The sequence below is a fragment of the Streptomyces sp. NBC_01474 genome (assembly GCF_035918215.1).
Lineage (GTDB): Bacteria > Actinomycetota > Actinomycetes > Streptomycetales > Streptomycetaceae > Streptomyces > Streptomyces aureus.
Genome location: NZ_CP109449.1, coordinates 4,450,056 through 4,471,492, shown reverse-complemented (window position 1 = coordinate 4,471,492; position 21,437 = coordinate 4,450,056). Strand labels below are relative to the sequence as shown.

Here is a 21,437-nt window from a genome sequence, read left to right as displayed (position 1 = left end):
ACCACTTCGGCCCGTGCCCCGCACAGGTTTCGTCGGCGGTCACCGGATGCGTTCCGGCCGCGGCCAGTATGGTGGTGCGCGCCGCCGAGCAGCCCGCGTGAGGTCGAGACGGGCGGCGGAGCCAACCGGGAGATCCTGCTTTGAGCCGTGAAACTGACAGTTCGTCCTCCGGGCCCCACGGGCGCGGCGGTGCCGCGTACCCCTCGGGGACGCCTCCGTACGGCACCCCCGCCCAGGGCGCCGGTCCCGGCGACGGCGCGCCCGGCGATGCCGGGCAGCCCGCCGAGGGCCGTCCGGTCCCCGAGGAACGCAAGACGGAGACCACGCTGACGACGCGGATCCGGATCAACATCCCCGGGTCGCGCCCCATCCCGCCCGTAGTGATGCGCACGCCCATGAGCGACGTGGACGCGGGACCCGCCACCCCGGACCCGGCCGCCGCGCCGGCACCGGCACCTCAGACCCCCGCCGCCCCCGCGCCCCGGACCCCTCCTTCGGGTGACGGCCAGGGCGCACCGGCCGCGGAGGAGAAGGCGAGCAGCTGGTTCGCGCCACGCAAGTCGGGTGCCCCCCAGGGGGGCGGGTCCGCCTCCGGCAGTCCCGCTCCGGGCAACTCCGGTGCGGTGCCCGGCCCGTCGGGCGGCTCCGGCGCCTTCGACGTGTCCGGCGCGGTCGCGTCCGGGCCGCTCGGCGGCACCGATTCACACGGCCGCCCGCCGCAGCCCGGGAACTCCGGCGACCCGCACCGCGGCGACCTGCCCTACTTCGCCGGGAACGCCGACGGCTCGGGCCCCGGCGTCCCCCCGCGCGGCCCTTCGGGCCCGACCACGGGACCCGCCGGCGGCGACAGCCCGATGGCGCGTCCCGGCGGACCTGCCGGTGGCCCTCCCGGCGGTCAGCGGCCGCCGCAGATGAGCGACGACACCGCGATCCTCACGCCGCAGAAGCCCGCGCCCGAGCCGGGCCCGGGCGGGCATGTCTCCGGCGAGACGCTCACGAGCGGCATCCCGGTCGTCCCGCCGGGCCTCGGCGGACCGAACGCGCCGTTCGCCCCCGGCGGCCCGCGTCCCGACGGGCCGCTGCCGCACACCCCGCCGAAGCTCCCCGACCCGGTCGGCCAGAGCGCCCCGGCCGCGCCCCGCAAGAAGAAGGGCCGTAACAAGCTCGTTCTCGTGGGCGCGGGCGTCGTGGGCCTCGCCGGTGTCGCGTACGGCGCCGGTCTGCTGATGAACCACTCGGACGTGCCCAAGAACACGACCGTGCTCGGCGTCGACATCGGCGGGGGCACCCGTGACGAGGCCGCGGCCAAGCTCGACACCGCGTTCGGCAAGCGCACCACCGACCCGCTCCAGCTGTCGGTCGACGGCAAGTCCGTGCCGCTCAGGCCGGACCAGGCGGGTCTGAGCCTGGACAGCACGGCGACGGTGGCGGCGGCCGCGGGCAGCGACTACAACCCGGTCTCCGTGATCGGCTCGCTGTTCGGCAACGAGCGCGTCGTGGAGCCGGTCATGCCCGTCGACGAGGAGAAGCTCCAGGCCGCCCTCGAACGGGCCGCCGGCGGCGCCGATTCCGGCGACGGCACGATCAGGTTCGTCCCCGGCAAGGCCATCGCCGTGTACGGCAGGATGGGCAAGGGCATCGACGTCGCCCGGTCCTCCTCGTCCGTCGAGGAGGCGTACCGCACGCATGTGGAGACGGGCGCCTCGCGGCCCGTGCCGATGGCGACGACGACCCACAAGCCGACCGTCCCGAACGCCGAGGTCGACCGGATGATGAAGGAGTTCGCGGAGCCGGCCATGTCCGCGAACGTCGTCATCAAGGCGGGCAACGCACAGATCCCGTTCGGCCCCGCCAAGTCACTGCCGCAGATCCTCAGCGTCAAGGCCATCGACGGCAAGCTCGTCGACTACTACGACAAGGCCGCCCTGAAGAAGCTGTACGGCAACACGTTCGACGGCATCCTCATCACGCGCGGCACCGGCAAGAAGACGCCGGTGACGCCCGAGGACGTCATCGGCGTGATGCGGCAGGCCCTCAAGGGCAAGACGCCCGCCCAGCGCACCGGGGTCATCGAGACCAACCCGGGATAACCGGCACGCACGTCACACACCGGGCGGGTCCCTTCACGGGGCCCGCCCGCTGTGCTGCCGCCCGCGGACATGACATCTGTCATCCCGGACACCGGCCGCCCGACACTGCCGGGCACCCGCCCCCGCCCGCCACCATGGGTTCCATGACAACGACAGCACAGGCCACCGAGGTGGTCAGCTTCGAGCGGGTGAGCAAGAGCTACGGGGACGTAAGGGCCGTGGACGGGCTCACCCTCGATCTGCACCCGGGCGAGACCGTCGCCCTCCTCGGCCCGAACGGCGCGGGCAAGTCCACCACCCTCGACCTCCTCCTCGGCCTGCGCCCCGCCGACACCGGCACCGTCCGTGTCTTCGGCACCAGCCCCCGGGACGCGATCGTCCAGGGCCGCGTCGGCGCCATGCTGCAGAGCGGCGGCCTGATGGACGAGGTCACCGTGGCCGAGCTCGTGAAGCTCGCCTGCGGCCTGCACCCCAAGCCGTACAAGCCGGGCGACGTGATGTCCCGGGCGGGCATCGCGCAGATCGCCGACCGCAAGGTCAACAAGCTCTCCGGCGGCCAGGAGCAGCGCGTCCGCTTCGCCCTCGCCACCGCCGGGGCCAACGACCTCATCGTGCTCGACGAGCCGACCACCGGCATGGACGTCTCGGCCCGGCAGGCGTTCTGGGCCACGATGCGCGAACAGGCCGACCAGGGCCGCACGGTCCTCTTCGCCACGCACTACCTGGAGGAGGCCGACGCGATCGCCGACCGCGTCCTCGTCCTGCACCGCGGCCGCCTCCTCGCCGACGGCACCGCCGCCGAGATCAAGGCCAGGGCGGGCGCCCGCAAGGTCGCCTTCGACCTGGAGGGCGACATCGACGAACAGGCCCTGCGCGCCCTGCCGTTCCTCACCACCCTCGACGTGTCGGGCCGCACCGTGCGCCTCCAGTCGAGTGACGCCGACGCCACCGTGCACGCCCTGTACGGACTCGGCGTCTACCCGCGCAACCTGGAGGTCGCGGGCCTCGGCCTGGAGCAGGCCTTCGTAGCCATCACCACGGCCGAGGAGGCCAGGACGTCATGAACAGCCTGATCAAGCTCGAGATCACCCGAGCCCTGCGCAACAAGAAGTTCCTGTTCTTCTCCGTCGTCTACCCGTCGGTCCTGTTCCTGCTCATCGCGGGCAGCTCCGACAGCTCGACCATGGTCGACGGCACCGGCCTGAACCTCGCCGCGTTCATGATGGTGTCCATGGCGTCCTTCGGCGCCCTGACCGCCGTCCTCATGGGCAACAGCGAGCGCATCGCCAAGGAGCGCGAGAGCGGCTGGGTGCGCCAGCTGCGCCTGACGACGCTCCCCGGGCGCGGCTACGTCCTCGCCAAGACCGCCAGCGCCGCCGTGGTCAGCCTGCCGTCCATCGTCGTCGTCTTCGTCGTGGCGGCCGTCACCAAGGGCGTACGACTCGACGCCTGGCAGTGGCTCGCCCTCGTCGTCGCGATCTGGGCCGGCAGCCTGTGCTTCGCCGCGCTCGGCGTCGCCATCGGCTACCTCGCGACCGGCGACGCCGTCCGCCCCATCACGATGATCGTCTACTTCGGCCTGTCGATCCTGGGCGGCCTGTGGTTCCCCTCGACCGGCTTCCCGCAGTGGCTCAGCGACATCGCGTCCTGGCTGCCCACACACGCGTACGCTGCCCTCGGCCAGGCCATCGAGCTGGGCAACGCCCCGCACGGCAAGGACGTCACGCTGATCGTCGCCTACTTCCTGGTCTTCGCCGGCGGCGCGGCCTGGCTGTACCGGAAGGACACCCTGAAGGCGTGAACGCCCAGACGGCGGACGAGATCAGGCTCACCGGCATGGGGCAGTCGCCCCGCAACCACCGTGAGGCCCTGCGCAAGCTGCTGTGGATCGGCATCTGGCTGGTCTTCATGGCGGATCCGATCGACGACCTCGTCAACGGCGGCCACACGGCCTGGGCCACCGCGCTCGGCTGGCTCGGCCTGGTCGCCTTCGTCGGCGTCTACCTGGCCCTCGTCTTCCGCCACACGGCCCGCGCCATGCGCCTGGGGCGGCTGGCCGCGGTCCTCGGGGCGCTCGCCGCGGTCGCCGTCGTCATGTCCCTCACGCTCGGCGCCCCCTGGCTCGTCCTGTTCGTGTACGTCTCCGTGTCCTGCGGGGCGGTGCTGCCCATGCGGTACGCCCGCTGGACGATCGTCGCGGTCACGGCCGCGATGGTCCTCCTCGGGATCCCGCTCGGCCGCGGCTGGGACCTCGGCCTGGTCGTGCCCGCCCTCCTCGGCGGGTTCGCGATGACGGGCGTACGGCAGCTCGTGCGCACGACCGTCGAACTGCGCAGGGCGCGCGCCACCGTCGCCCAGCTCGCGGCCAACGAGGAGCGCCTGCGCCTGGCCCGCGACCTGCACGACCTCCTCGGCCACTCGCTCTCCCTGATCACGCTCAAGAGCGAGCTCGCCGGCCGCATGCTCCCCGACCACCCCGAGAAGGCGGCCCAGCAGGTCGCCGACATCGAGCAGGTCAGCCGCCAGGCACTCGTCGACGTCCGGGAGGCCGTCACCGGCTACCGGCGCCCCCGTCTCGGCGCCGAACTGGCCGGAGCGCGCGCCGCGCTGGCCGCCGCCGGCATCGAGGCCGAGGTCCCCGCGGACGCGCCCGACGACCTGCCCGCCGAACAGGAGGCCGCCCTCGCCTGGACCCTGCGCGAGGCCGTCACCAACGCCGTACGGCACAGCGGCGCCCACCGCTGCACGGTCGGCATCGCCCGCCGCCAGACCCTGGACGGCCCCGTCATGGAGCTCACGGTGGAGGACGACGGGGCCGGTGCCGCGGCGGGCGGCAGCGCCGTACCCGGCAACGGCCTGACAGGCCTGCGCGAACGCGTCGAGGGCGTCGGCGGCACCCTGGAGGCGGCGCCCGTGCGGGACCGCGGGTTCCTGCTGGTGGCCCGGGTGCCCGTGGGCTCCGTAGGATCCGCCGCATGAGCGCTCAGATCAAGGTCCTGCTCGCGGAGGACCAGTCGATGGTGCGGGAGGCCCTCGCGGCGCTCCTCGGCCTCGAACCCGACATCGAGGTCGTCGCCCAGGTGGCGCGCGGCGACGAGGTGCTGGAGGCGGCCCGCGCACACGGCCCCGACGTGGCGCTCCTGGACATCGAGATGCCCGGCATGACCGGCATCGAGGCCGCCGCACAGCTCAGCGAGCACCTGCCCGCCCTCAAGGTCGTCGTCCTCACCACCTTCGGCCGCCCCGGCTATCTCCGTACGGCGATGGAGTCCGGCGCCCACGCGTTCCTCGTCAAGGACGCCCCCGCGGCCCAACTCGCCGAAGCCGTACGCAAGGTGCTCGCCGGCGAGCGTGTCATCGACCCCACCCTCGCGGCCGCCGCGCTCGCCGGGGGCGCCAACCCGCTGACCGACCGCGAACGCGAGATCCTGCGCGCGGCGGCCGACGGCTCGACCAACGCCGAGCTGGCGGCGGCCCTGCACCTGTCGCAGGGCACGGTCCGCAACTACCTCTCGACGGCCATCCAGAAGCTCGCCGTGCGCAACAGGGCGGAGGCGGTACGGATCGCCCGCGAGAAGGGCTGGCTGTAGCCGGTCAGTTGAGCATCGCCCGGGCCGCCCGCGCCTGCGCGCGCAGCGTCTCGGCGGCCGGGGCGTCCACGGCGCCCACCACCTCCGCGTACGCGTCCAGCTCCGCCGCCCCCGCGAGGAAGTCCCCGCTGCGGACGAGGAGTTGGGCCCGCTCGTAGCGCAGCCGGGCCGGGTGCGCGGGCAGCAGCAGCGACAGCTCGACCGCCCACAGCGCCACGTCCGACCGCTCCGGCCGCGTGGCCGCCCACGCGCCGATGTTGTTCAGGATCCGCAGCACGACATCCAGCGGATCGGCCGGTTGCAGCATCGCCGCGTTCAGCGGCGCCCCCGTCGCACCGGCCACGAGCAGCTCCGCGTCCGCACCGGTCAGCACCCGGCCCCCGTCGAACGGGTCGGCGAGCACCTGATCCTGCGCGGGGCCGAACCCGACCACGAAGTGCCCCGGCAGCGCCACCCCGTACACCGGAGCCCCCGCCCGCCGCGCGACCTCCATCCACACCACCGACAGCAGGATCGGCAGCCCCCGCCTGCGCAGCACCACCTCGTGCAGGAGCGACGACTCCAGACGCTCGTAGTCGCCCGGCGTGCCACGGAAACCGCAGCGGGTGCCCAGCAGCTCGGCCAGCGCCGTCGCCCACGCCAGCGGGCCGCCGGGCCGGAACGGGACCTGCCCGGCGAGCCGGTCGAGGTCCATCTGGACCGCGTCCATACCGGCCTCGTCGAGCGAGCCGTCCGCTTCGGCGGCCACCAGCAGGCACAGCTGCGACAGATCGGGCCGCTCCGCCCGAGCCTCCTCGGCGAACCGCCGGCGCAGCTCCTCGGAGCGGGGTGAGATGTGGGGGGACATACGTGCCTCGCTCAGTGTCCGGCCGGGTCCGGTGCGCGGTAGTGGTGGTACGCGTGGTGCGCGGCGAAGCCCAGCCGCCCGTACAGCGCCCGAGCCCCCTCATTGTCCGCCTCCACCTGGAGCCAGGCCGCCGACGCGCCCTCCTCCAGTGCGCGCCGCGAGAGTGCCGCCATCACGGCAGACGCCAGGCCCCGGCGCCGCCGTGACGGAGCCACCTCGACCGCCGCGAAACCGGCCCACCGCCCGTCCACGACGCACCGCCCGATCGCGTCGGGCTCCCCGCCCTCGCCCGGCACGGTCGCGAACCACACGGAAGGCCCGGCGGTCAGCACCTTCAGAGCCACCTCGCTCGCGCCCTTGCGCTGATACCGGCCGAGCCACGCCTCGCCCGGCTCCCGCGTCAGCTCGACCCCGTCGCCGGGGTCGCCGTCCGCGACCGGCGCGAGCCCGCCGACCCACATCTCCGCGGTGACCTCACGCACCCACCCTCGCGCCTCCAGCTCCGCGCACAGCAGCTCCTGCGTGCCCTCGGCGCCGGTCGCGGTCTGGATGTACGCGGGCAGCCCGCGCCGCTCGTACCAGGCGCGGACACGGGAGAGCGCCTCGTCGAGGGGGAGCCCCGGATCACCCAGCGGCAGCACCGAGTTGGCCCGCCGCGTGAAGCCCACCCGTCGCCCGTCCGCCGCTCCCCAGGGGCGCGCTTCGTACGGTTCCACCTGCACCGCAGCCCGCAGCTCCCAGTCGCCGAGCCGCTCGCTCTCCACCGGCTGCCACGCGCGTGCGGCAGCCCGCGCCAGCTCCTCGTACGACGCGGCGGGCCCGCGGCGCCGGGCGGGCGCGGCCGGCACGACCTTCCCCGCGACCAGTGACGATTCCGGAATGCGGACCTGTTCGCCACCCCGTGTTGTGATGTGCAGCACACCGTCGTTCCACGATGTGAGAACTCCGACCGCGTCGGTGAACTTCGCACCCGGCGAGCCGCCCTCGGTCAGCCGTCGCACAGACACGCGTTTTCCCACGTCAGAGGCCGTCAAGCGAACCTCGAGCCGTCCGCCCGCAGTGAATTCCACAGCTCTGTCCACCCCTCCTGTTCGGATCATGCCCAGGAACGGAGATACTAGGTGCGGGCATCGACGACGCCGCGCTCCCGCGCGCCACGCGGACGGAGCCGCAGATCGGCCCGCCGCGCCCTATCGAGGAGGAACGACAGCGTGACCTACGTCATCGCGCAGCCTTGTGTCGACGTGAAGGACAAGGCGTGCATCGAGGAGTGCCCGGTCGACTGCATCTACGAGGGCTCCCGGTCCTTGTACATCCACCCGGACGAATGCGTCGACTGTGGAGCCTGTGAGCCGGTCTGCCCGGTCGAGGCGATCTTCTACGAGGACGACACTCCCGAAGAGTGGAAGGACTACTACAAGGCGAACGTCGAGTTCTTCGACGAGCTCGGTTCGCCCGGCGGCGCCAGCAAGCTCGGCCTGATCGAGCGCGACCACGCCTTCATCGCCGCGCTTCCGCCGCAGAACCAGTAAGCGGGCCGCATATCGCGCCGCCCCGGTCCCGTACGGCACGTCCGCTGTACGGGACCGAGGCGTTTGCCCGAGTACGCATGCACGTACGAAAGAAGTGAGCCAGGTGTCCGCAGTCTCCGACCGCCTTCCCACGTTCCCCTGGGACAAGCTCGAGCCGTACAAGAAGACGGCCGCCGCCCATGAGGGCGGGATCGTCGACCTCTCCGTCGGCACGCCGGTCGACCCGGTGCCCGAGCTGATCCAGAAAGCGCTGATCGCGGCCGCGGACTCGCCGGGCTATCCCACGGTGTGGGGCACGCCCGAGCTGCGGGACGCGCTCGTGGGCTGGAGCGAGCGGCGCCTCGGCGCGCGCGGGTTCACCCACCACAACGTCCTGCCGATCGTCGGCTCCAAGGAGCTCGTGGCCTGGCTCCCGACGCAGCTGGGCCTCGGCCCCGGAGACAAGGTCGCCTACCCGCGCCTGGCCTACCCGACGTACGAGGTCGGCGCCCGCCTCGCCCGCGCGGACCACGTCGCGTACGACATCGAGACATTTGCGGCTGACGCCGCGGGCACGGAGCTCGACCCGACGGGGATCAAGCTCCTGTGGCTCAACTCGCCCTCGAACCCGACCGGCCGCGTCCTGTCCAAGGACGAGCTGACCCGGATCGTCGCCTGGGCACGCGAGCACGGCATCCTCGTCTTCTCCGACGAGTGCTACATCGAGCTCGGCTGGGAGGCGGACCCGGTATCGGTCCTGCACCCGGACGTCTGCGGCGGCTCGTACGAGGGCATCGTGTCGGTCCACTCGCTCTCGAAGCGGTCGAACCTCGCCGGCTACCGGGCCGCCTTCCTGGCCGGTGACGCCGCCGTCCTCGGCGACCTGCTCCAGATCCGCAAGCACGGCGGCATGATGACGTCCGCCCCGACGCAGGCGGCCGTCGTCGCGGCGCTCGGCGACGACGAGCACGTACAGGAGCAGCGCGGGCGCTACGCGGCCCGCCGCGCGGCCCTGCGCGACGCCCTGGTCCAGCACGGCTTCCGCGTCGAGCACAGCGAGGCGAGCCTCTACCTGTGGGTCACGCGCGACGAGTCCTGCTGGGACACCGTGGCGCATCTGGCGGAGCTGGGGATCCTGGTCGCGCCCGGCGACTTCTACGGCCTCGAGGGCGACCGGTTCGTCCGTGTGGCGCTGACGGCGAGCGACGAGCGCGTGGCCGCGGCGGTCGAGCGTCTGAGCCGGGGCGTCTGAGCCGGGGCGTCTGAAGACAGGGCCTCTGAGACAGGGCCTCTGAGACAGGGCCTCTGAGACAGGGCCTCTGCGTCACAGCTCACGGCACAGCGAAGGGGGCGGGGAGCCTGTCGTCACAGGCTCCCCGCCCCCTTTCACTCTCACTGTGTGCCGGATGCTCAGCCGAGCGGCAGGCCCTGCGTCGGCAGCTCGCCCGTGGCGGGGAGCGCGCCGGTGGGCAGGCCGCTGCCGAGCGCGCCGGTCGGGAGGCCGCCGTCGGTGGCCGCACCCGTGGTCTGGCCGACCACGTCGCCGGCGCTGCCCGCGACGTCACCGGCCGCCTTCTGGGCGGCGGGGGTGGCCGTCCTGGCGCTCCGGCCAACGGCCTTGCCGACGGTCGGCACGGCCTTCTTCACGGCCTTGCTGCCCGTGTCACCGGCGAGGCCGCTGACGTTCTTGGCGGCGCCGTCGACGGTGTTGCCGACGTTCGCGCCGTCGAGCGCGGTGAGGCCGCCCACGTTCGGGGTGGCCGGGAGGTCTACGGCGCTCGCGGATCCGGCCGCTCCGACCACGGGAGCCGCTCCCGCTGCGATCAGCAGCGCGGCACGGGCGATCCGGCGGGTCAGGGGGAGGGACATTGATGCTCCTTAGACGGGAGAGAACGGTGGTGTCAGGCGCCGGGTGCCCGGCGCTCGGACGCAGTGACTACCGCTCGAAGGTCGCGAAGGTTTCGCTCCCGCAACGTAAAGAGTTGGCAATGTGTCGCATTATCATCTGCGGCGAAAAACGGGCAAACGCCACGCCCTCCGCGTGGTCGTAAAACGCCTACGCCCCTTTGCCCGCAAGGGATTTCCGCATATGCCCACGGGTCCTGCGAAGAACCGTGCGGGACGTCGCCCACGGATGACGTACATCGCCCGATCGAGCTATCAACCGCACTACTGCGCGGTGACGATCCGGACCTCTCGGAGGCCCTTCTCGGCCCCCGCCGCGGCCTGCGCCGCAGCCCCGCTCCACTTGCCGCCGGCGTCGCCCGCGGTCCAGTCGCGGCCCGCGTAGGACACCCGCTCGATGTGCAGGGCCGACGAGTTGGCCACCGCCCAGTGCGCCAGCTCCCAGCCGCGCTGCTGCTCCCCGCCCTCGGCCGAGTCCATTGTGGAGGGCACCGGGACGGTCACGTCGTGCCCGCCCGCGCCGGCCGCCGGCGACACCTCGCGCCCGAAGTCACGCACCAGCGCCGCCTGCACCTTCGCCGGATCGCCCGGCTTCCTGACCTCCGTGCCGCTCGGCCGGCCCTCGCAGGTCAGCGAGGCACCCGCCCGGCCGGTCAGCGCGGCGGCGAGCAGCGTGGCGTCCGGCTCGTGCTTCGCGTACGCCTGCGGATAGCCGCTGCGCTGCACCCGCTGCGCGGCGACCGTCAGGGGCAGCCGCGAATAGCCCGGGATCTTGTCCAGATGCTCGTAGAACCGCCCCGCCGCGTACACCGGGTCCATGATCTGTGCCTGCGTGCCCCAGCCCTCCGACGGGCGCTGCTGGAACAGGCCCAGCGAGTCGCGGTCGCCGTGGTGGATGTTCCGCAGGCCCGACTCCTGGAGCGCGGTCGCGAGGGCGATCGTGACGGCGCGCTCGGGCATGCCGCGCGAGGTGCCGACGGCCGAGATCGTAGCCGCGTTCACCGCCTGCTCGGAGGTGAACTCGTAGGACGCGCCGTCGCCGTTCCCCGACTCGACCGTGCAGCGCGGGGCCGGTCTGCCGCCCGAGACGTACTGGACCACCAGATACGCGGCGACAGCGAGCAGCACCACGACGGCCGCCCCGATACGGAGGAGACGGCCGCGCCGGACGAGGGTGGGGGGCTCAGGCACGCGTCAAAGGTACTGGAGGCCACCGACAGGGCCCGCGGCCGCCGGGCATTAGGGTCGACGCCATGGACCTCACCGCCCTTGACCTCACGCGGGACGCCGCGCTGCTCACCGCCCAGCTGGTCGACTTCGCGTCGCCGAGCGGGCAGGAGAAGCCCCTCGCCGACGCCATCGAGACGGCCCTGCGCGCCCTGCCGCACCTCACGGTCGACCGGTACGGCAACAACATCGTCGCGCGGACGAACCTGGGGCGCGCCGAGCGGGTCATTCTCGCCGGGCACATCGACACGGTCCCGATTGCGGACAACGTCCCCTCGCGCCTCGACGAGGACGGCGTCCTGTGGGGCTGCGGCACCAGCGACATGAAGTCGGGTGTCGCGGTCCAGCTGCGCATCGCGCAGACCGTCACCGAGCCCAACCGCGATCTCACCTTCGTCTTCTACGACAACGAAGAGGTCGCCGCACACCTCAACGGTCTTGGGCATGTGGCCGAGGCCCACCCCGACTGGCTGGAGGGCGACTTCGCGATCCTCCTGGAGGGCACCGACGGCGAGGTCGAGGGCGGCTGCCAGGGCACCCTGCGCGTCATCCTGACGACCAAGGGCGAGCGGGCGCACTCCGCGCGCGCGTGGATGGGCTCCAACGCCGTCCACAAGGCCGCCCCCATCCTCGAACGCCTAGCCGCGTACGAGCCCCGCAAGCCCGTCGTCGACGGACTCCGGTTCCACGAGGGCCTCAACGCCGTGCGCATCGAGGGCGGCGTCGCCACCAACGTCATCCCCGACGCCTGCTCCGTCACCGTCAACTTCCGCTACGCGCCCGACCGCAGCGCCGAGGAGGCCGAGGCCTTCGTCCGGGACTTCTTCGCCGGCTGCGACATCGACGACTACGTGGTCGACGACCACACCGGCGGCGCGCGCCCCGGCCTCGACCACCCGGCCGCCGCCGCCTTCATGGCGGCCGTCGGCGGCAAGGCCCGCCCCAAGTTCGGCTGGACGGACGTCTCCCGGTTCAGCGCGCTCGGCGTCCCCGCCGTGAACTACGGCCCCGGCGACCCGATCTTCGCCCACAAGAGGGACGAGCACGTGGACACCCGCAAGATCCTCGCCGCCGAGGAACGTCTGCGCTCCTGGCTCACGGCCTGACACTCCGAGGTCCCCCGCACGTAACCCGCGTAGACCTACCCTTGCTGCACGTACGCAGTGGAGGGAGCAGCGAATGAGCAACCCCGAGGGCAGGAAGCGCCCCAAGGAGCAGCGGCTCGGCCCGGTGATCCGTCGCCGCGACCAGGTCCAGCCGGGCACCACCGACCAGCGCCTCCTCGACTCCGAAGGTCCCTCCGAGTGGGTGCACACCGACCCCTGGCGGGTCCTGCGCATCCAGTCGGAGTTCATCGAGGGTTTCGGCACGCTCGCCGAACTCCCGCCCGCCATCAGCGTGTTCGGCTCAGCCCGTACGCAGACGGACTCGCCGGAGTACGCGGCCGGAGTCGCCATCGGCAAGGCGCTCGTCGAGGCCGGGTTCGCGGTCATCACGGGCGGCGGGCCCGGCGCGATGCAGGCCGCGAACCAGGGGGCCGTCGAGGCCAAGGGCATCTCCGTGGGCCTCGGCATCGAGCTGCCCTTCGAACAGGGCCTCAACCAGTACGTCGACCTCGGCCTGAACTTCCGCTACTTCTTCGTCCGCAAGACGATGTTCGTGAAGTACGCGCAGGGCTTCGTGGTCCTGCCGGGCGGCCTCGGCACCCTGGACGAGCTGTTCGAGGCGCTCACCCTCGTCCAGACCACGAAGGTCACGCGCTTCCCGATCGTGCTCTTCGGTACGCAGTACTGGAGCGGCCTGGTCGAATGGCTGAAGAACACCGTCATCGCCCAGGGCAAGGCCTCCGAGGCCGACCTGCTCCTGTTCCACGTCACGGACGACGTGGAAGAGGCGATCTCCCTCGTGACCAAGGAAGTCGGCAAGTAAGGCCCTGAGGACAGGCGTCTACGCGAGCCCCCGGCGGGCGACCGCCGGGGGCCGGTGGCCGGCGATGGTGGCGACCATGTCGAGCACCTGCCTGGTCTCGGCCACCTCGTGGACCCGGTACACCTGCGCGCCCAGCCACGCCGACACCGCCGTCGTCGCAAGGGTCCCGATCACGCGCTCCTTGACCGGCCTGTCGAGTGTCTCGCCGACGAAGTCCTTGTTCGATAGGGACACCAGGACCGGCCAGCCCGTCTCCACCATCTCGCCCAGCCTGCGCGTCGCCTCCAGGCTGTGCCGGGTGTTCTTGCCGAAGTCGTGCCCCGGGTCGATGAGCACCGACTCACGCGGGACCCCCAGAGCCACGGCCCGCTCGGCGAGCCCCACTGTCACGTCGAGGATGTCCGCCATCACGTCGTCGTAGGCGACCCGGTGCGGGCGCGTACGCGGCTCGGCGCCGCCCGCGTGTGTGCAGACCAGGCCCTTCCCGTAACGCGCCGCGACCTCCGCCAGCTTGGGGTCGACGCCGCCCCACGCGTCGTTCAGGACATCGGCGCCGGCCTCGCAGACCGCCTCGCCCACGTCGTGCCGCCAGGTGTCGACACTGATGACGACGTCCGGGAAGCGCCGGCGCACCTCGGCCACGAAGCCGACCGTGCGGCGCGCTTCCTCCAGCGCGCTCACCTCGTCGCCGGGGCCCGCCTTGACCCCGCCGATGTCGATGATCGCGGCGCCCTCCGCCACGGCCTGTTCGACCCGGGTGAGAGCGGGTTCGTCGTGGAACGTCGAGCCCTGGTCGTAGAACGAGTCAGGGGTCCGGTTCACGATCGCCATGATCACCGGCTCGTGTGCGCCGAACTCGCGCGGGCCAAGCCTGAGCATCCCCTGTGACTCTCCTTGTGGCTGCTGTGAAACCTGTCGAACGGTCGCCTGCGACCTTAACTGTCACACCCTCATGGCACGATCGGACCCTGACAGTTTCCGGACCGGGATCGGGACCGGATCCGGGCTTCGAGCCAGGGGACAGCGAAGATGGTCATGTTCTTGTTTCTGGTCGTCGCGCTCGTCGTGGTCGTCGGCGCGGTGACCCTCGCCGTGCTCGGCGGCGGCGAGAGCGGGGCGCTCCCGGAGGCGCCGCCCGAGCAGTTCGCCGACCCGCTGCCCTACGACCGGCCGGTCGGCCGCGCCGACGTGGAGGCCCTGCGCCTGCCCGTCGCGCTGCGCGGCTATCGCATGGCGGAGGTGGACGACGCCCTCGGGCGGCTCGGCGCCGAGCTCGCCGAGCGGGACCAGCGCATCGCCGACCTGGAGACCGCCCTGTCGGGGGCGCGGGCCCAGCTACGACCCCAGGGACCCGGTTTCGGCCGGCACCCCGGAGAGGGCCACCAGTGAGCGACGAGAGCGCAGGCGGCGCCGTACCGGGCCCGGACGGGGCGCTGCGCTGCCCGTGGGGCCTGTCCACCGAGGACTACGTGACGTATCACGACGAGGAGTGGGGCCGCCCCGTCCACGGCGACGACGCGCTGTTCGAGCGGGTCTCCCTGGAGGCGTTCCAGTCCGGCCTGTCCTGGATCACGATCCTGCGCCGCCGCGAGGGCTTCCGCGCCGCGTTCGCCGGGTTCAAGATCTCCGACGTGGCCGCGTTCACGGACACCGACCGCGAGCGGCTCCTCGCCGACGAGGGCATCATCCGCAACCGAGCCAAGATCGACGCGACGCTGGCCAACGCGCGCGTGCTCGCCGACTGGCCCGAGGGCGAGCTCGACACCCTCATCTGGTCGCACGCCCCTGACCCCGCCGCCCGCCCGGCGCCGCGCGTCATCGGCGACGTACCCGCGATCACGGACGAGTCGACGGCCCTGTCCAAGGCGCTCAAGAAGCGCGGCCTGCGCTTCGTCGGCCCGACGACGGCGTACGCGCTGATGCAGGCCTGTGGTCTGGTCAACGACCACCTGGTGGACTGCGTGGCCCGCGAGCGCTGAGGACGGGCCTCAGGCGCGCTCCGGGCCGCGCGCGTCCTACCGGCCCAGGTACTTGGGCTTCTCCTTGGCGATGAAGGCCTGGACCGCGATGGTGTGGTCCTCCGACGCGCCCGCCCTCGACTGGAGTTCGTCCTCCTTGTCGAGGGACTCGTCCAGGGTGTGACCCGCCGAGAAGGCGAGGGACTCCTTCAGCGCCGCGTATGCCAGCGTCGGCCCCTCGGCCAGCGAACGCGCCAACTTCCGCGCCTCCCCGGCCAGTTCGGCCGCGGGCACGACCCGGTTCGCGATCCCGAGCTCGTACGCCTCCTGCGCCTTCACCGAGCGCGGGAACAGCAGCAGGTCGGCGGCGCGCCCGGGGCCCACGACGCGCGGCAGCGTCCAGGACACACCTGAGTCCGCGGTCAGGGCGACGCCCGCGAAGGACGTGTTGAAGGCCGCCGTGTCCGAGACGATCCGGTAGTCGGCGGCGAGCGCGAAGCCGAAACCGGCCCCGGCGGCCACGCCGTTGACCGCGGCCACGACAGGCTTGGGCATCTGCGTCAGGGCCCGCAGGATCGGGTTGTAGTGCTCGCGCACGGTGTTCATGGTGCGGCCCGTGCCCGCCTCGCGGTCGGCCATCAGGAAGCCCACGTGCTCCTTCAGGTCCTGGCCCACACAGAACGCCCGGTCCCCCGCGGCGGTGAGCAGTACGGCCCGTACCGCACCGTCCGCCGCGGCCGCCCGTGCCGCGTCCCGGAAGGCGACCTTGGACTCGGTGTTCATCGCGTTCATCGCCTCGGGGCGGTTGAGCGTGATGGTCGCGAGCCCGTCGCTCACCTCGTAGAGAACGCTGTCGGCCATGGATCCCCTCCAACTGATGCGGCTCGGTCGTCGTCAGTGCTCAGCATGACGGAGATCACGGTCCGCGGCGGGGCCCGCGCATGTGACCTGCGTCAAAGAAATATGTCTCGGGGGAGTCGTGAAGGAGGCGCAGTATCGCAGCCACATCGCCGAATTGAGTGGTTTTGCTCAAGCGCGTTGTGCAAGCGATGCGGACCGAAGTTGGTCATCGGGTCCCGCGATGCGGGATAATGGCCGGGAAGCAATGTGTTCGATGCCGGTGACACCTGGGTTGTCGGCTGCGATGAGCTGGTTTCAGGAAGGGGAACGAGCATGGCGGCCATGAAGCCGCGGACGGGCGACGGCCCGCTCGAGGTGACCAAGGAGGGGCGGGGCATCGTCATGCGCGTTCCGCTCGAAGGCGGCGGTCGGCTTGTCGTCGAGCTGACTCCGGACGAGGCCGATGCACTCGGCGATGCCCTCAAGAAGGTCGTCGGCTGACGCGGAAGCGACCATACCTGTCGACTGCCCCGGTACCGCTAGCGGTACCGGGGCAGTCGTGTATCCGCAGGTCAGATGGCGTGCAGAAGCATTTTCTGCGGGGCTGGGGACGCGGTGTCAGCGCTTGACGGCGCAGAGCAGCCCGTCGCCGACCGGGAGCAGCGAGGGCACCAGATCCTGCGCCTCGCGCACCGCCCGCAGCAGCTCCCGCATCCGCAGGACCTCCACCGGCTGGGGGCCCGAATCGACCGTCCGGCCGTCGGCGAAGACACCCTCGAAACAGACGAGCCCACCAGGTCGCAACAGGCGCAACGATTCAGCGAGGTAGTCGAGGCACTCGGTGCGGTCGCCGTCGCAGAAGACGAGGTCGTACCCGCTGTCAGCGAGCCGGGGCAGCACGTCGAGGGCCCGTCCGGGGATGAAACGCGCCCGATTGCTCGCGAATCCTGCGGCGCGGAACGCCTGCCGGGCGAACTGCTGCCGCTCCGGCTCCGGATCCACCGTGGTCAGGACGCCGTCGGGCCGCATGCCGTGCAGCAGATGGATTCCGGACACCCCGGTCCCTGTGCCGATCTCGGCCACCGCCTTGGCGCCCACGGTGGCAGCGAGCATCCGCAGCGCGGCGCCCGCGCCGGGCGACACCGGGCGGGTGCCGGCCTCACGGGCCCGGTCCCGGGCCCAGCGCAGCGCGTCGTCCTCGGCGACAAAGGCGTCGGCGAACGCCCAGCTCGTCTGCCGGTTGCCGGTAATGGCCCTCTCCTGTCCCCGTGGTTGCCTGCGCGTGACTGTATCCGTTGGTGGCGGGAACTCGCAGATGGGACCGGGCGTTTAAGGGGGCAGGGGAAAACGGCGTGGGAAAGAGCGCGGGGGTGCCCGGTGGACCGACAGAGGAATCAGCGCAGGCGAAGCGCCCGGCGCCCTCAGGCAAATCTCAGTAAAAACGCTTATCCGGAGCTAACGGGCGAGGTGGCTATGGTAGGGGCTCCACTGGACACCACCAGAGCCGATAGGGGAGGTGCGGCTGCGCCTGTGGATCGGGGAGGAGTGCTGCGGCGCTTTCTCAGGTCGGCGGGTGAGCCGAAATCCGTGACCAACATTGCTGACCGTTCCAACGCCGCCCGTCCCGCGCAGACCGCGACCTTTGCCGCTGACGCGGAATCGCAGGCGTGGACTCCCCCGACCTGGGAGGAGATCGTCAGCACGCACAGCGGCCGGGTCTACCGCCTCGCCTACCGCCTGACGGGTAACCAGCACGACGCCGAGGACCTCACACAAGAAGTCTTCGTCCGCGTCTTCCGCTCGCTGTCGACGTACACGCCCGGCACCTTCGAGGGCTGGCTGCACCGCATCACCACGAACCTCTTCCTCGACATGGTGCGCCGCAAGCAGCGCATCCGCTTCGACGCCCTCGGCGACGACGCGGCCGAGCGCCTGCCGAGCCGCGAGCCGTCGCCGCAGCAGGTCTTCCACGACACGCACTTCGACGCGGACGTCCAGCAGGCGCTGGACACCCTCGCGCCCGAGTTCCGTGCGGCCGTCGTCCTCTGCGACATCGAGGGCCTCTCGTACGAGGAGATCGCCGCGACCCTGGGCGTCAAGCTCGGCACGGTCCGCAGCCGGATCCACCGTGGCCGCTCGCAGCTGCGCAAGGCCCTGCAGCACCGGTCGCCGGAGGCCCGCGCCGAGCGTCGCTCGCTCGCGACCACGGGCGTTCCCGCGCTTGGAGGAGGGGGCGCGACCGCGTGAGTGGATCACGTCCGGACCCCGCCGAGCGTCAGCTCTCCGAGCACCATCTGGGAGACCGGCTCGCCGCCCTTGTCGACGGCGAGCTGGGCCATGACGCCCGCGAGCGGGGACTAGCCCATCTGGCCACCTGTCCGAGGTGCAAGGCCGAGGCCGACGCGCAGCGGCGGCTGAAGAGCGTCTTCGCCGAGGCGGCACCACCGCCCCCGACCGAGAGTTTCCTGGCACGCCTCCAGGGGCTCCCCGGGGGAGGTGACGACTCACACGGCGGCGGCACCCCGTTCGGCGGGGGAGGACTCGGCGGCAGAGGCTTCGGGAACGGAGTCTTCGGGGTAGACCCCGAACCCTTCGGCTACGCCCCGACCGGCCGCCACGACGCACTGCTCGCCAGTGCCCCGGCCGCGGAGCGCGGCTTCCGTATCCATGAGGTCGGCCGTGGTGACAGCGACCGCGCGGCCTCGCGTGGGCGCCGCTTCGCGTTCGCCGCCGCCGGTGCGGTGTCGCTGGCCGCGATCGCGCTCGGCGGCGTCTCCACCGGTGTTCCCGCCGACACGGGCGGTGACGTCCGGGGCGGCGGTTCGGGCAGCAACGCGACACCGTTGCGCAGCCAGAGTGCCGGCGCCGCCACGGCGGCCGAGTCGCAGCGCCGCCGGAACCTGTCACCGATGCTCGGACAGAGGGCGGGCGGCGCGCTGAACGCGCCGGTCGCCGCCACGGAGTCGGGCGCCCCCCTGCTGTCCGGCACGGCCACGCAGCCGGGCGCGCAGAGCGCCGTCTACCCGCTCGCGGCCCCGCTCCTCAGCGGGACCCAGACGCTGTCTCCGCTGATACGTCCCGCCGCATCCGTCCCCGCAGTGCCCCTGTCCGGCGTCGGCACCGTTTTCGAAAGCCCCGGGCCGGGCCCGGAGTCCAGCCCCGGGTCAAGCCTCGCGGCGGCCCCCGCGGCGTCGCCCTCCGGCACGCCCACGGCCTCCGCCCGCTGACCCTGCCCTCTGCGCGCCGGTCCGCGAACCTGGTTGAATCCATGGTGAGCGGCCGCGCCCGCCGGGCGATCCCGGAGTGCGGCGCCGAGGGGCGGTCCGACTGGGGCGATCGCCGTGTGGCTGCCCGTGGGTCGTTGCCGCGGGCCAGGTGTGGGGAGAGCGGCGGAACATGGACGAGGGGAAGCCCACGAAGGCGAAGTGGTGGAGCCGCCCCCGGCCGACCGGGGGCGCTCCGCGCGACGACGGCGACTTCGAACTGGCCGAGCCGGCGCCCGCGCCCGTGGTGTCGGGCTCAAGGGATGTGCCCGATGCCGCAGAGACCCTCGCCGGGAACGGTGAGGGCGCGGGTGACGGGGCGTCGGTTGCGGGCGCTGGTGCCGATGAGGGTTCCCGCGAAAGCTCTGCCGTTGCCGATGTGGTGACGACTGAAGCTCCCGGTGGTCCCGTGCAGGTGGCCGGTGCTGTGACAGGCGTGGTCGAACCCGTGCAGGTGGCCGATTCCGTTGTCGCCGGGGGGTCTGCCGGGGCGCCCGGCGAAGCCGTGACGGTTGATCAGAGTGCCGTGCAGCAGGCGCGGCCGCGTCCTCGGCATGCGCCGGACCCCTACGGCACGCCGCCTTACGGCGAGCCCGGGCCCTGGGCGCCCGCGCCGCCGGTCCAGCACCCGGCCGCCGCCACGCCCGCGCAGGGCACGGCCATGCCGTCCCCGGCCCACGGCACGCCCATGCCGCCGGAGCACGTCACCCCGCCGCCGTACGCCGGCGGACCCATACCCCACGCCGCCCCGTACGCCCCGCACCCGGCGGATCAGGCACCGGTGCCCGTCGAACAGCAGGCCCACCATGCGGCACCGCCGCTCGCGGGCGGCTCGGCGGGGCTCGGGACGGTACCGGGCGGACCTGGGCTCAACCCGCCCCCGCCCGGAGGGCCCTGGCAGCGGTACGACCCCTGGAACGCGCCCGCGCCCGCGCCCGCGGACGGCCGGCGGCGCGGGACCAAGCGGGGGCGGCGGCTGCTCGTCGTCTGGACCGCCGTGGTCGCGCTCGTCGCGGGCGGGATCGGTGGCCTCGTCGGCACGTATCTGGAGCGCGACGGTTCGTCCGCCGACGTGGAACTGCCGCAGGCCGACACCGAGTCCGTGAAGCGCGACCCCGGCAGCATCGCCGGTATCGCGGCCCGCGTCCTGCCGGGCGTCGTCACGATCCACGTCAGCGGTTCCGACACCCAGGGCACCGGCACCGGCTTCGTCCTCGACTCCCGGGGCCACATCCTCACCAACAACCACGTCGTCGAACCGGCCGGCAGCAGTGGCGACATATCGGTCACCTTCAGCGGAGGCGAGACCGCCAAGGCCGAGGTGATCGGCCACGACTCCGGCTACGACCTCGCCGTCGTCAAGGTCACCGGCGTCCGCGGGCTCAAGCCCCTCGCCCTCGGCAACTCGGAGAACGTCCAGGTCGGCGACCCCGTCGTGGCCATAGGCGCGCCCTTCGACCTGGCCAACACGGTGACCTCCGGGATCATCAGCGCCAAGGAGCGGCCCATCACGGCCGGCGGCGAGAAGGGTGACGGCAGCGACATCAGCTACGTCGACGCGCTCCAGACCGACGCGCCCATAAATCCGGGCAACTCGGGTGGTCCGCTGGTCGATGCGCAGGGTCGCGTCATCGGCATCAACAGCGCCATCCGCTCCGCCGACAGCGGCTCGGACCTGGAGGGCGGCCAGGCCGGCTCGATCGGCCTCGGTTTCGCCATCCCCGTCAACCAGGGCAAGCGCGTCGCCGAGGAGCTGATCAACACGGGCCGCGCGACCCACCCTGTGATCGGCGTCACGCTCGACATGGACTACTCGGGTGACGGAGCCCGTGTCGCGACGAAGGGCAACAACGGCGGTTCGCCGGTGAATCCGGGCGGCCCCGGTGCCAAGGCCGGGATCGAGGGCGGCGACGTCGTCAACGCGGTGGACGGGGCGCGTATCCACTCCGCCGAGGAACTCATCGTCAAGATCCGGTCCCACCGGCCCGAGGACCGCCTGGCCCTGACCGTGGAACGGGGCGGCAAGGAGCGCAAGGTCACCCTCGTCCTCGGCTCGGCGGACGGCAGCTGACGGGGCAACGGACGGTGCGCGACAAGCGCCCCGCCGCGGTCGCGCCCCGGCTCTCGGAGGGTCGGGGCGGGGCCCCTGGTGAGGCGCCGCGGCAAGCGCTTGTGCGACGGCTGAGCCCAGACGTAGCCCAGTGGCTACCGGACGGACAGCAACGCCGGGTACCGTGGACCCGGTCCGGAACCCGGAAGACCTGCCACGGAGACTTG

General features: G+C 72.4%; 23 protein-coding genes. 15 read left to right on the top strand and 8 right to left on the bottom strand.

Annotation, left to right across the window (positions count from 1 at the left end):
• The first annotated feature begins 140 nt into the window (after positions 1-140).
• The 5 genes from OG758_RS20415 to OG758_RS20395 all read left to right on the top strand — a co-directional run bounded on the left by OG758_RS20415 (position 141) and on the right by OG758_RS20395 (position 5,680).
• Complete coding sequence (locus OG758_RS20415; protein WP_326711328.1) at positions 141-2,090, top strand: hypothetical protein; 1,950 nt, start codon at positions 141-143, stop codon at positions 2,088-2,090.
• A 143-nt stretch (positions 2,091-2,233) separates the two neighbouring features.
• The gene (locus tag OG758_RS20410) at positions 2,234-3,154 is read left to right on the top strand and encodes an ABC transporter ATP-binding protein (protein ID WP_326711327.1); all 921 of its coding nucleotides are present in this window, start codon (positions 2,234-2,236) and stop codon (positions 3,152-3,154) included.
• Positions 3,151-3,891, top strand: coding sequence for an ABC transporter permease (locus OG758_RS20405; protein WP_116510336.1), 741 nt, complete (start codon positions 3,151-3,153; stop codon positions 3,889-3,891). Before OG758_RS20410 ends, OG758_RS20405 begins: the two co-directional genes overlap by 4 nt.
• A gap of 35 nt (positions 3,892-3,926) precedes the next feature.
• Positions 3,927-5,069, top strand: a complete 1,143-nt coding sequence (locus tag OG758_RS20400) for a sensor histidine kinase (protein ID WP_326715972.1) — start codon at positions 3,927-3,929, stop codon at positions 5,067-5,069.
• A complete protein-coding gene (locus OG758_RS20395; protein WP_266560518.1) occupies positions 5,066-5,680 on the top strand; it encodes a response regulator transcription factor in 615 nt (204 codons plus the stop codon). The genes OG758_RS20400 and OG758_RS20395 overlap by 4 nt, the downstream gene beginning before the upstream one ends.
• Before the next feature lie 4 nt (positions 5,681-5,684).
• Here OG758_RS20395 and OG758_RS20390 read toward each other — a convergent pair whose 3' ends face one another.
• Both OG758_RS20390 and OG758_RS20385 read right to left on the bottom strand, forming a co-directional pair.
• Positions 5,685-6,527: a transglutaminase-like domain-containing protein gene (locus tag OG758_RS20390; RefSeq protein ID WP_326711326.1), complete on the bottom strand. Its 843-nt coding sequence runs from the start codon at positions 6,525-6,527 to the stop codon at positions 5,685-5,687.
• An 11-nt stretch (positions 6,528-6,538) separates the two neighbouring features.
• Positions 6,539-7,597, bottom strand: coding sequence for a GNAT family N-acetyltransferase (locus OG758_RS20385; protein ID WP_326711325.1), 1,059 nt, complete (start codon positions 7,595-7,597; stop codon positions 6,539-6,541).
• 141 nt (positions 7,598-7,738) lie between these two features.
• Between OG758_RS20385 and fdxA the strand changes: the two genes are divergently transcribed.
• Together fdxA and OG758_RS20375 are read left to right on the top strand one after the other, a co-directional pair.
• Entirely contained in the window at positions 7,739-8,059 is a 321-nt protein-coding gene (gene fdxA, locus OG758_RS20380; protein WP_030573070.1) for a ferredoxin, read from the top strand.
• 103 nt (positions 8,060-8,162) lie between these two features.
• Complete coding sequence (locus OG758_RS20375) at positions 8,163-9,290, top strand: bifunctional succinyldiaminopimelate transaminase/glutamate-prephenate aminotransferase (protein ID WP_326711324.1); 1,128 nt, start codon at positions 8,163-8,165, stop codon at positions 9,288-9,290.
• 158 nt (positions 9,291-9,448) lie between these two features.
• Here OG758_RS20375 and OG758_RS20370 read toward each other — a convergent pair whose 3' ends face one another.
• Positions 9,449-9,907, bottom strand: a complete 459-nt coding sequence (locus OG758_RS20370) for an ATP-binding protein (protein ID WP_326711323.1) — start codon at positions 9,905-9,907, stop codon at positions 9,449-9,451.
• Between the two features lie 300 nt (positions 9,908-10,207).
• Positions 10,208-11,134, bottom strand: coding sequence for a heavy metal transporter (locus OG758_RS20365; RefSeq protein WP_326711322.1), 927 nt, complete (start codon positions 11,132-11,134; stop codon positions 10,208-10,210).
• A gap of 62 nt (positions 11,135-11,196) precedes the next feature.
• Between OG758_RS20365 and dapE the strand changes: the two genes are divergently transcribed.
• The gene (gene dapE / locus OG758_RS20360; protein ID WP_326711321.1) at positions 11,197-12,276 is read left to right on the top strand and encodes a succinyl-diaminopimelate desuccinylase; all 1,080 of its coding nucleotides are present in this window, start codon (positions 11,197-11,199) and stop codon (positions 12,274-12,276) included.
• A gap of 73 nt (positions 12,277-12,349) precedes the next feature.
• Entirely contained in the window at positions 12,350-13,099 is a 750-nt protein-coding gene (locus OG758_RS20355; protein ID WP_326711320.1) for a TIGR00730 family Rossman fold protein, read from the top strand.
• Positions 13,100-13,117: 18 nt separating this feature from the next.
• Here the strand turns inward: OG758_RS20355 and folP are convergent, their stop codons facing one another.
• Positions 13,118-13,978 carry a dihydropteroate synthase gene (folP, locus tag OG758_RS20350; protein ID WP_326711319.1) on the bottom strand — a complete coding sequence of 287 codons (861 nt, stop codon included), beginning with the start codon at positions 13,976-13,978 and terminating at the stop codon, positions 13,118-13,120.
• Between the two features lie 150 nt (positions 13,979-14,128).
• Here folP and OG758_RS20345 point away from each other — a divergent pair, with 150 nt between their 5' ends.
• Positions 14,129-14,488, top strand: coding sequence for a DivIVA domain-containing protein (locus OG758_RS20345; protein ID WP_266560496.1), 360 nt, complete (start codon positions 14,129-14,131; stop codon positions 14,486-14,488).
• Positions 14,485-15,078 carry a DNA-3-methyladenine glycosylase I gene (locus tag OG758_RS20340; protein ID WP_326711318.1) on the top strand — a complete coding sequence of 198 codons (594 nt, stop codon included), beginning with the start codon at positions 14,485-14,487 and terminating at the stop codon, positions 15,076-15,078. Before OG758_RS20345 ends, OG758_RS20340 begins: the two co-directional genes overlap by 4 nt.
• A 36-nt stretch (positions 15,079-15,114) precedes the next feature.
• Here the strand turns inward: OG758_RS20340 and OG758_RS20335 are convergent, their stop codons facing one another.
• Complete coding sequence (locus OG758_RS20335; protein WP_326711317.1) at positions 15,115-15,918, bottom strand: enoyl-CoA hydratase/isomerase family protein; 804 nt, start codon at positions 15,916-15,918, stop codon at positions 15,115-15,117.
• Between the two features lie 312 nt (positions 15,919-16,230).
• Between OG758_RS20335 and OG758_RS20330 the strand changes: the two genes are divergently transcribed.
• Positions 16,231-16,398, top strand: coding sequence for a DUF3117 domain-containing protein (locus OG758_RS20330; protein ID WP_003966491.1), 168 nt, complete (start codon positions 16,231-16,233; stop codon positions 16,396-16,398).
• A gap of 117 nt (positions 16,399-16,515) precedes the next feature.
• Here OG758_RS20330 and OG758_RS20325 read toward each other — a convergent pair whose 3' ends face one another.
• A complete protein-coding gene (locus tag OG758_RS20325) occupies positions 16,516-17,214 on the bottom strand; it encodes an O-methyltransferase (RefSeq protein ID WP_116510313.1) in 699 nt (232 codons plus the stop codon).
• A gap of 156 nt (positions 17,215-17,370) precedes the next feature.
• Here OG758_RS20325 and sigE point away from each other — a divergent pair, with 156 nt between their 5' ends.
• Entirely contained in the window at positions 17,371-18,144 is a 774-nt protein-coding gene (gene sigE / locus OG758_RS20320; RefSeq protein ID WP_326711316.1) for an RNA polymerase sigma factor SigE, read from the top strand.
• Positions 18,141-19,124, top strand: coding sequence for a zf-HC2 domain-containing protein (locus OG758_RS20315; RefSeq protein ID WP_326711315.1), 984 nt, complete (start codon positions 18,141-18,143; stop codon positions 19,122-19,124). Before sigE ends, OG758_RS20315 begins: the two co-directional genes overlap by 4 nt.
• Positions 19,125-19,416: 292 nt before the next feature.
• On the opposite strand, the gene OG758_RS20310 is transcribed toward OG758_RS20315, so the two are convergent.
• Positions 19,417-19,716, bottom strand: coding sequence for a hypothetical protein (locus tag OG758_RS20310; RefSeq protein ID WP_326716299.1), 300 nt, complete (start codon positions 19,714-19,716; stop codon positions 19,417-19,419).
• On the opposite strand from OG758_RS20310, the gene OG758_RS20305 reads away from it, so the two are divergent.
• Entirely contained in the window at positions 19,597-21,231 is a 1,635-nt protein-coding gene (locus tag OG758_RS20305) for a S1C family serine protease (RefSeq protein ID WP_326715971.1), read from the top strand. The genes OG758_RS20310 and OG758_RS20305 overlap by 120 nt on opposite strands.
• Positions 21,232-21,437 lie beyond the last annotated feature (206 nt).

Bases quoted from the DNA above. Each gene is read 5' to 3' on its own strand.
- OG758_RS20395 (WP_266560518.1), top strand. From the start codon at position 5,066: ATGAGCGCTCAGATCAAGGTCCTGCTCGCGGAGGACCAGTCGATGGTG.
- OG758_RS20345 (WP_266560496.1), top strand. From the start codon at position 14,129: ATGGTCATGTTCTTGTTTCTGGTCGTCGCGCTCGTCGTGGTCGTCGGC.
- dapE (WP_326711321.1), top strand. From the start codon at position 11,197: ATGGACCTCACCGCCCTTGACCTCACGCGGGACGCCGCGCTGCTCACC.
- folP (WP_326711319.1), bottom strand. From the start codon at position 13,978: ATGCTCAGGCTTGGCCCGCGCGAGTTCGGCGCACACGAGCCGGTGATC.
- OG758_RS20335 (WP_326711317.1), bottom strand. From the start codon at position 15,918: ATGGCCGACAGCGTTCTCTACGAGGTGAGCGACGGGCTCGCGACCATC.
- OG758_RS20310 (WP_326716299.1), bottom strand. From the start codon at position 19,716: ATGCCGAGGACGCGGCCGCGCCTGCTGCACGGCACTCTGATCAACCGT.
- OG758_RS20410 (WP_326711327.1), top strand. From the start codon at position 2,234: ATGACAACGACAGCACAGGCCACCGAGGTGGTCAGCTTCGAGCGGGTG.
- OG758_RS20330 (WP_003966491.1), top strand. From the start codon at position 16,231: ATGGCGGCCATGAAGCCGCGGACGGGCGACGGCCCGCTCGAGGTGACC.
- OG758_RS20390 (WP_326711326.1), bottom strand. From the start codon at position 6,527: ATGTCCCCCCACATCTCACCCCGCTCCGAGGAGCTGCGCCGGCGGTTC.
- OG758_RS20405 (WP_116510336.1), top strand. From the start codon at position 3,151: ATGAACAGCCTGATCAAGCTCGAGATCACCCGAGCCCTGCGCAACAAG.
- OG758_RS20400 (WP_326715972.1), top strand. From the start codon at position 3,927: ATGGGGCAGTCGCCCCGCAACCACCGTGAGGCCCTGCGCAAGCTGCTG.
- sigE (WP_326711316.1), top strand. From the start codon at position 17,371: ATGGTAGGGGCTCCACTGGACACCACCAGAGCCGATAGGGGAGGTGCG.
- OG758_RS20355 (WP_326711320.1), top strand. From the start codon at position 12,350: ATGAGCAACCCCGAGGGCAGGAAGCGCCCCAAGGAGCAGCGGCTCGGC.
- OG758_RS20370 (WP_326711323.1), bottom strand. From the start codon at position 9,907: ATGTCCCTCCCCCTGACCCGCCGGATCGCCCGTGCCGCGCTGCTGATC.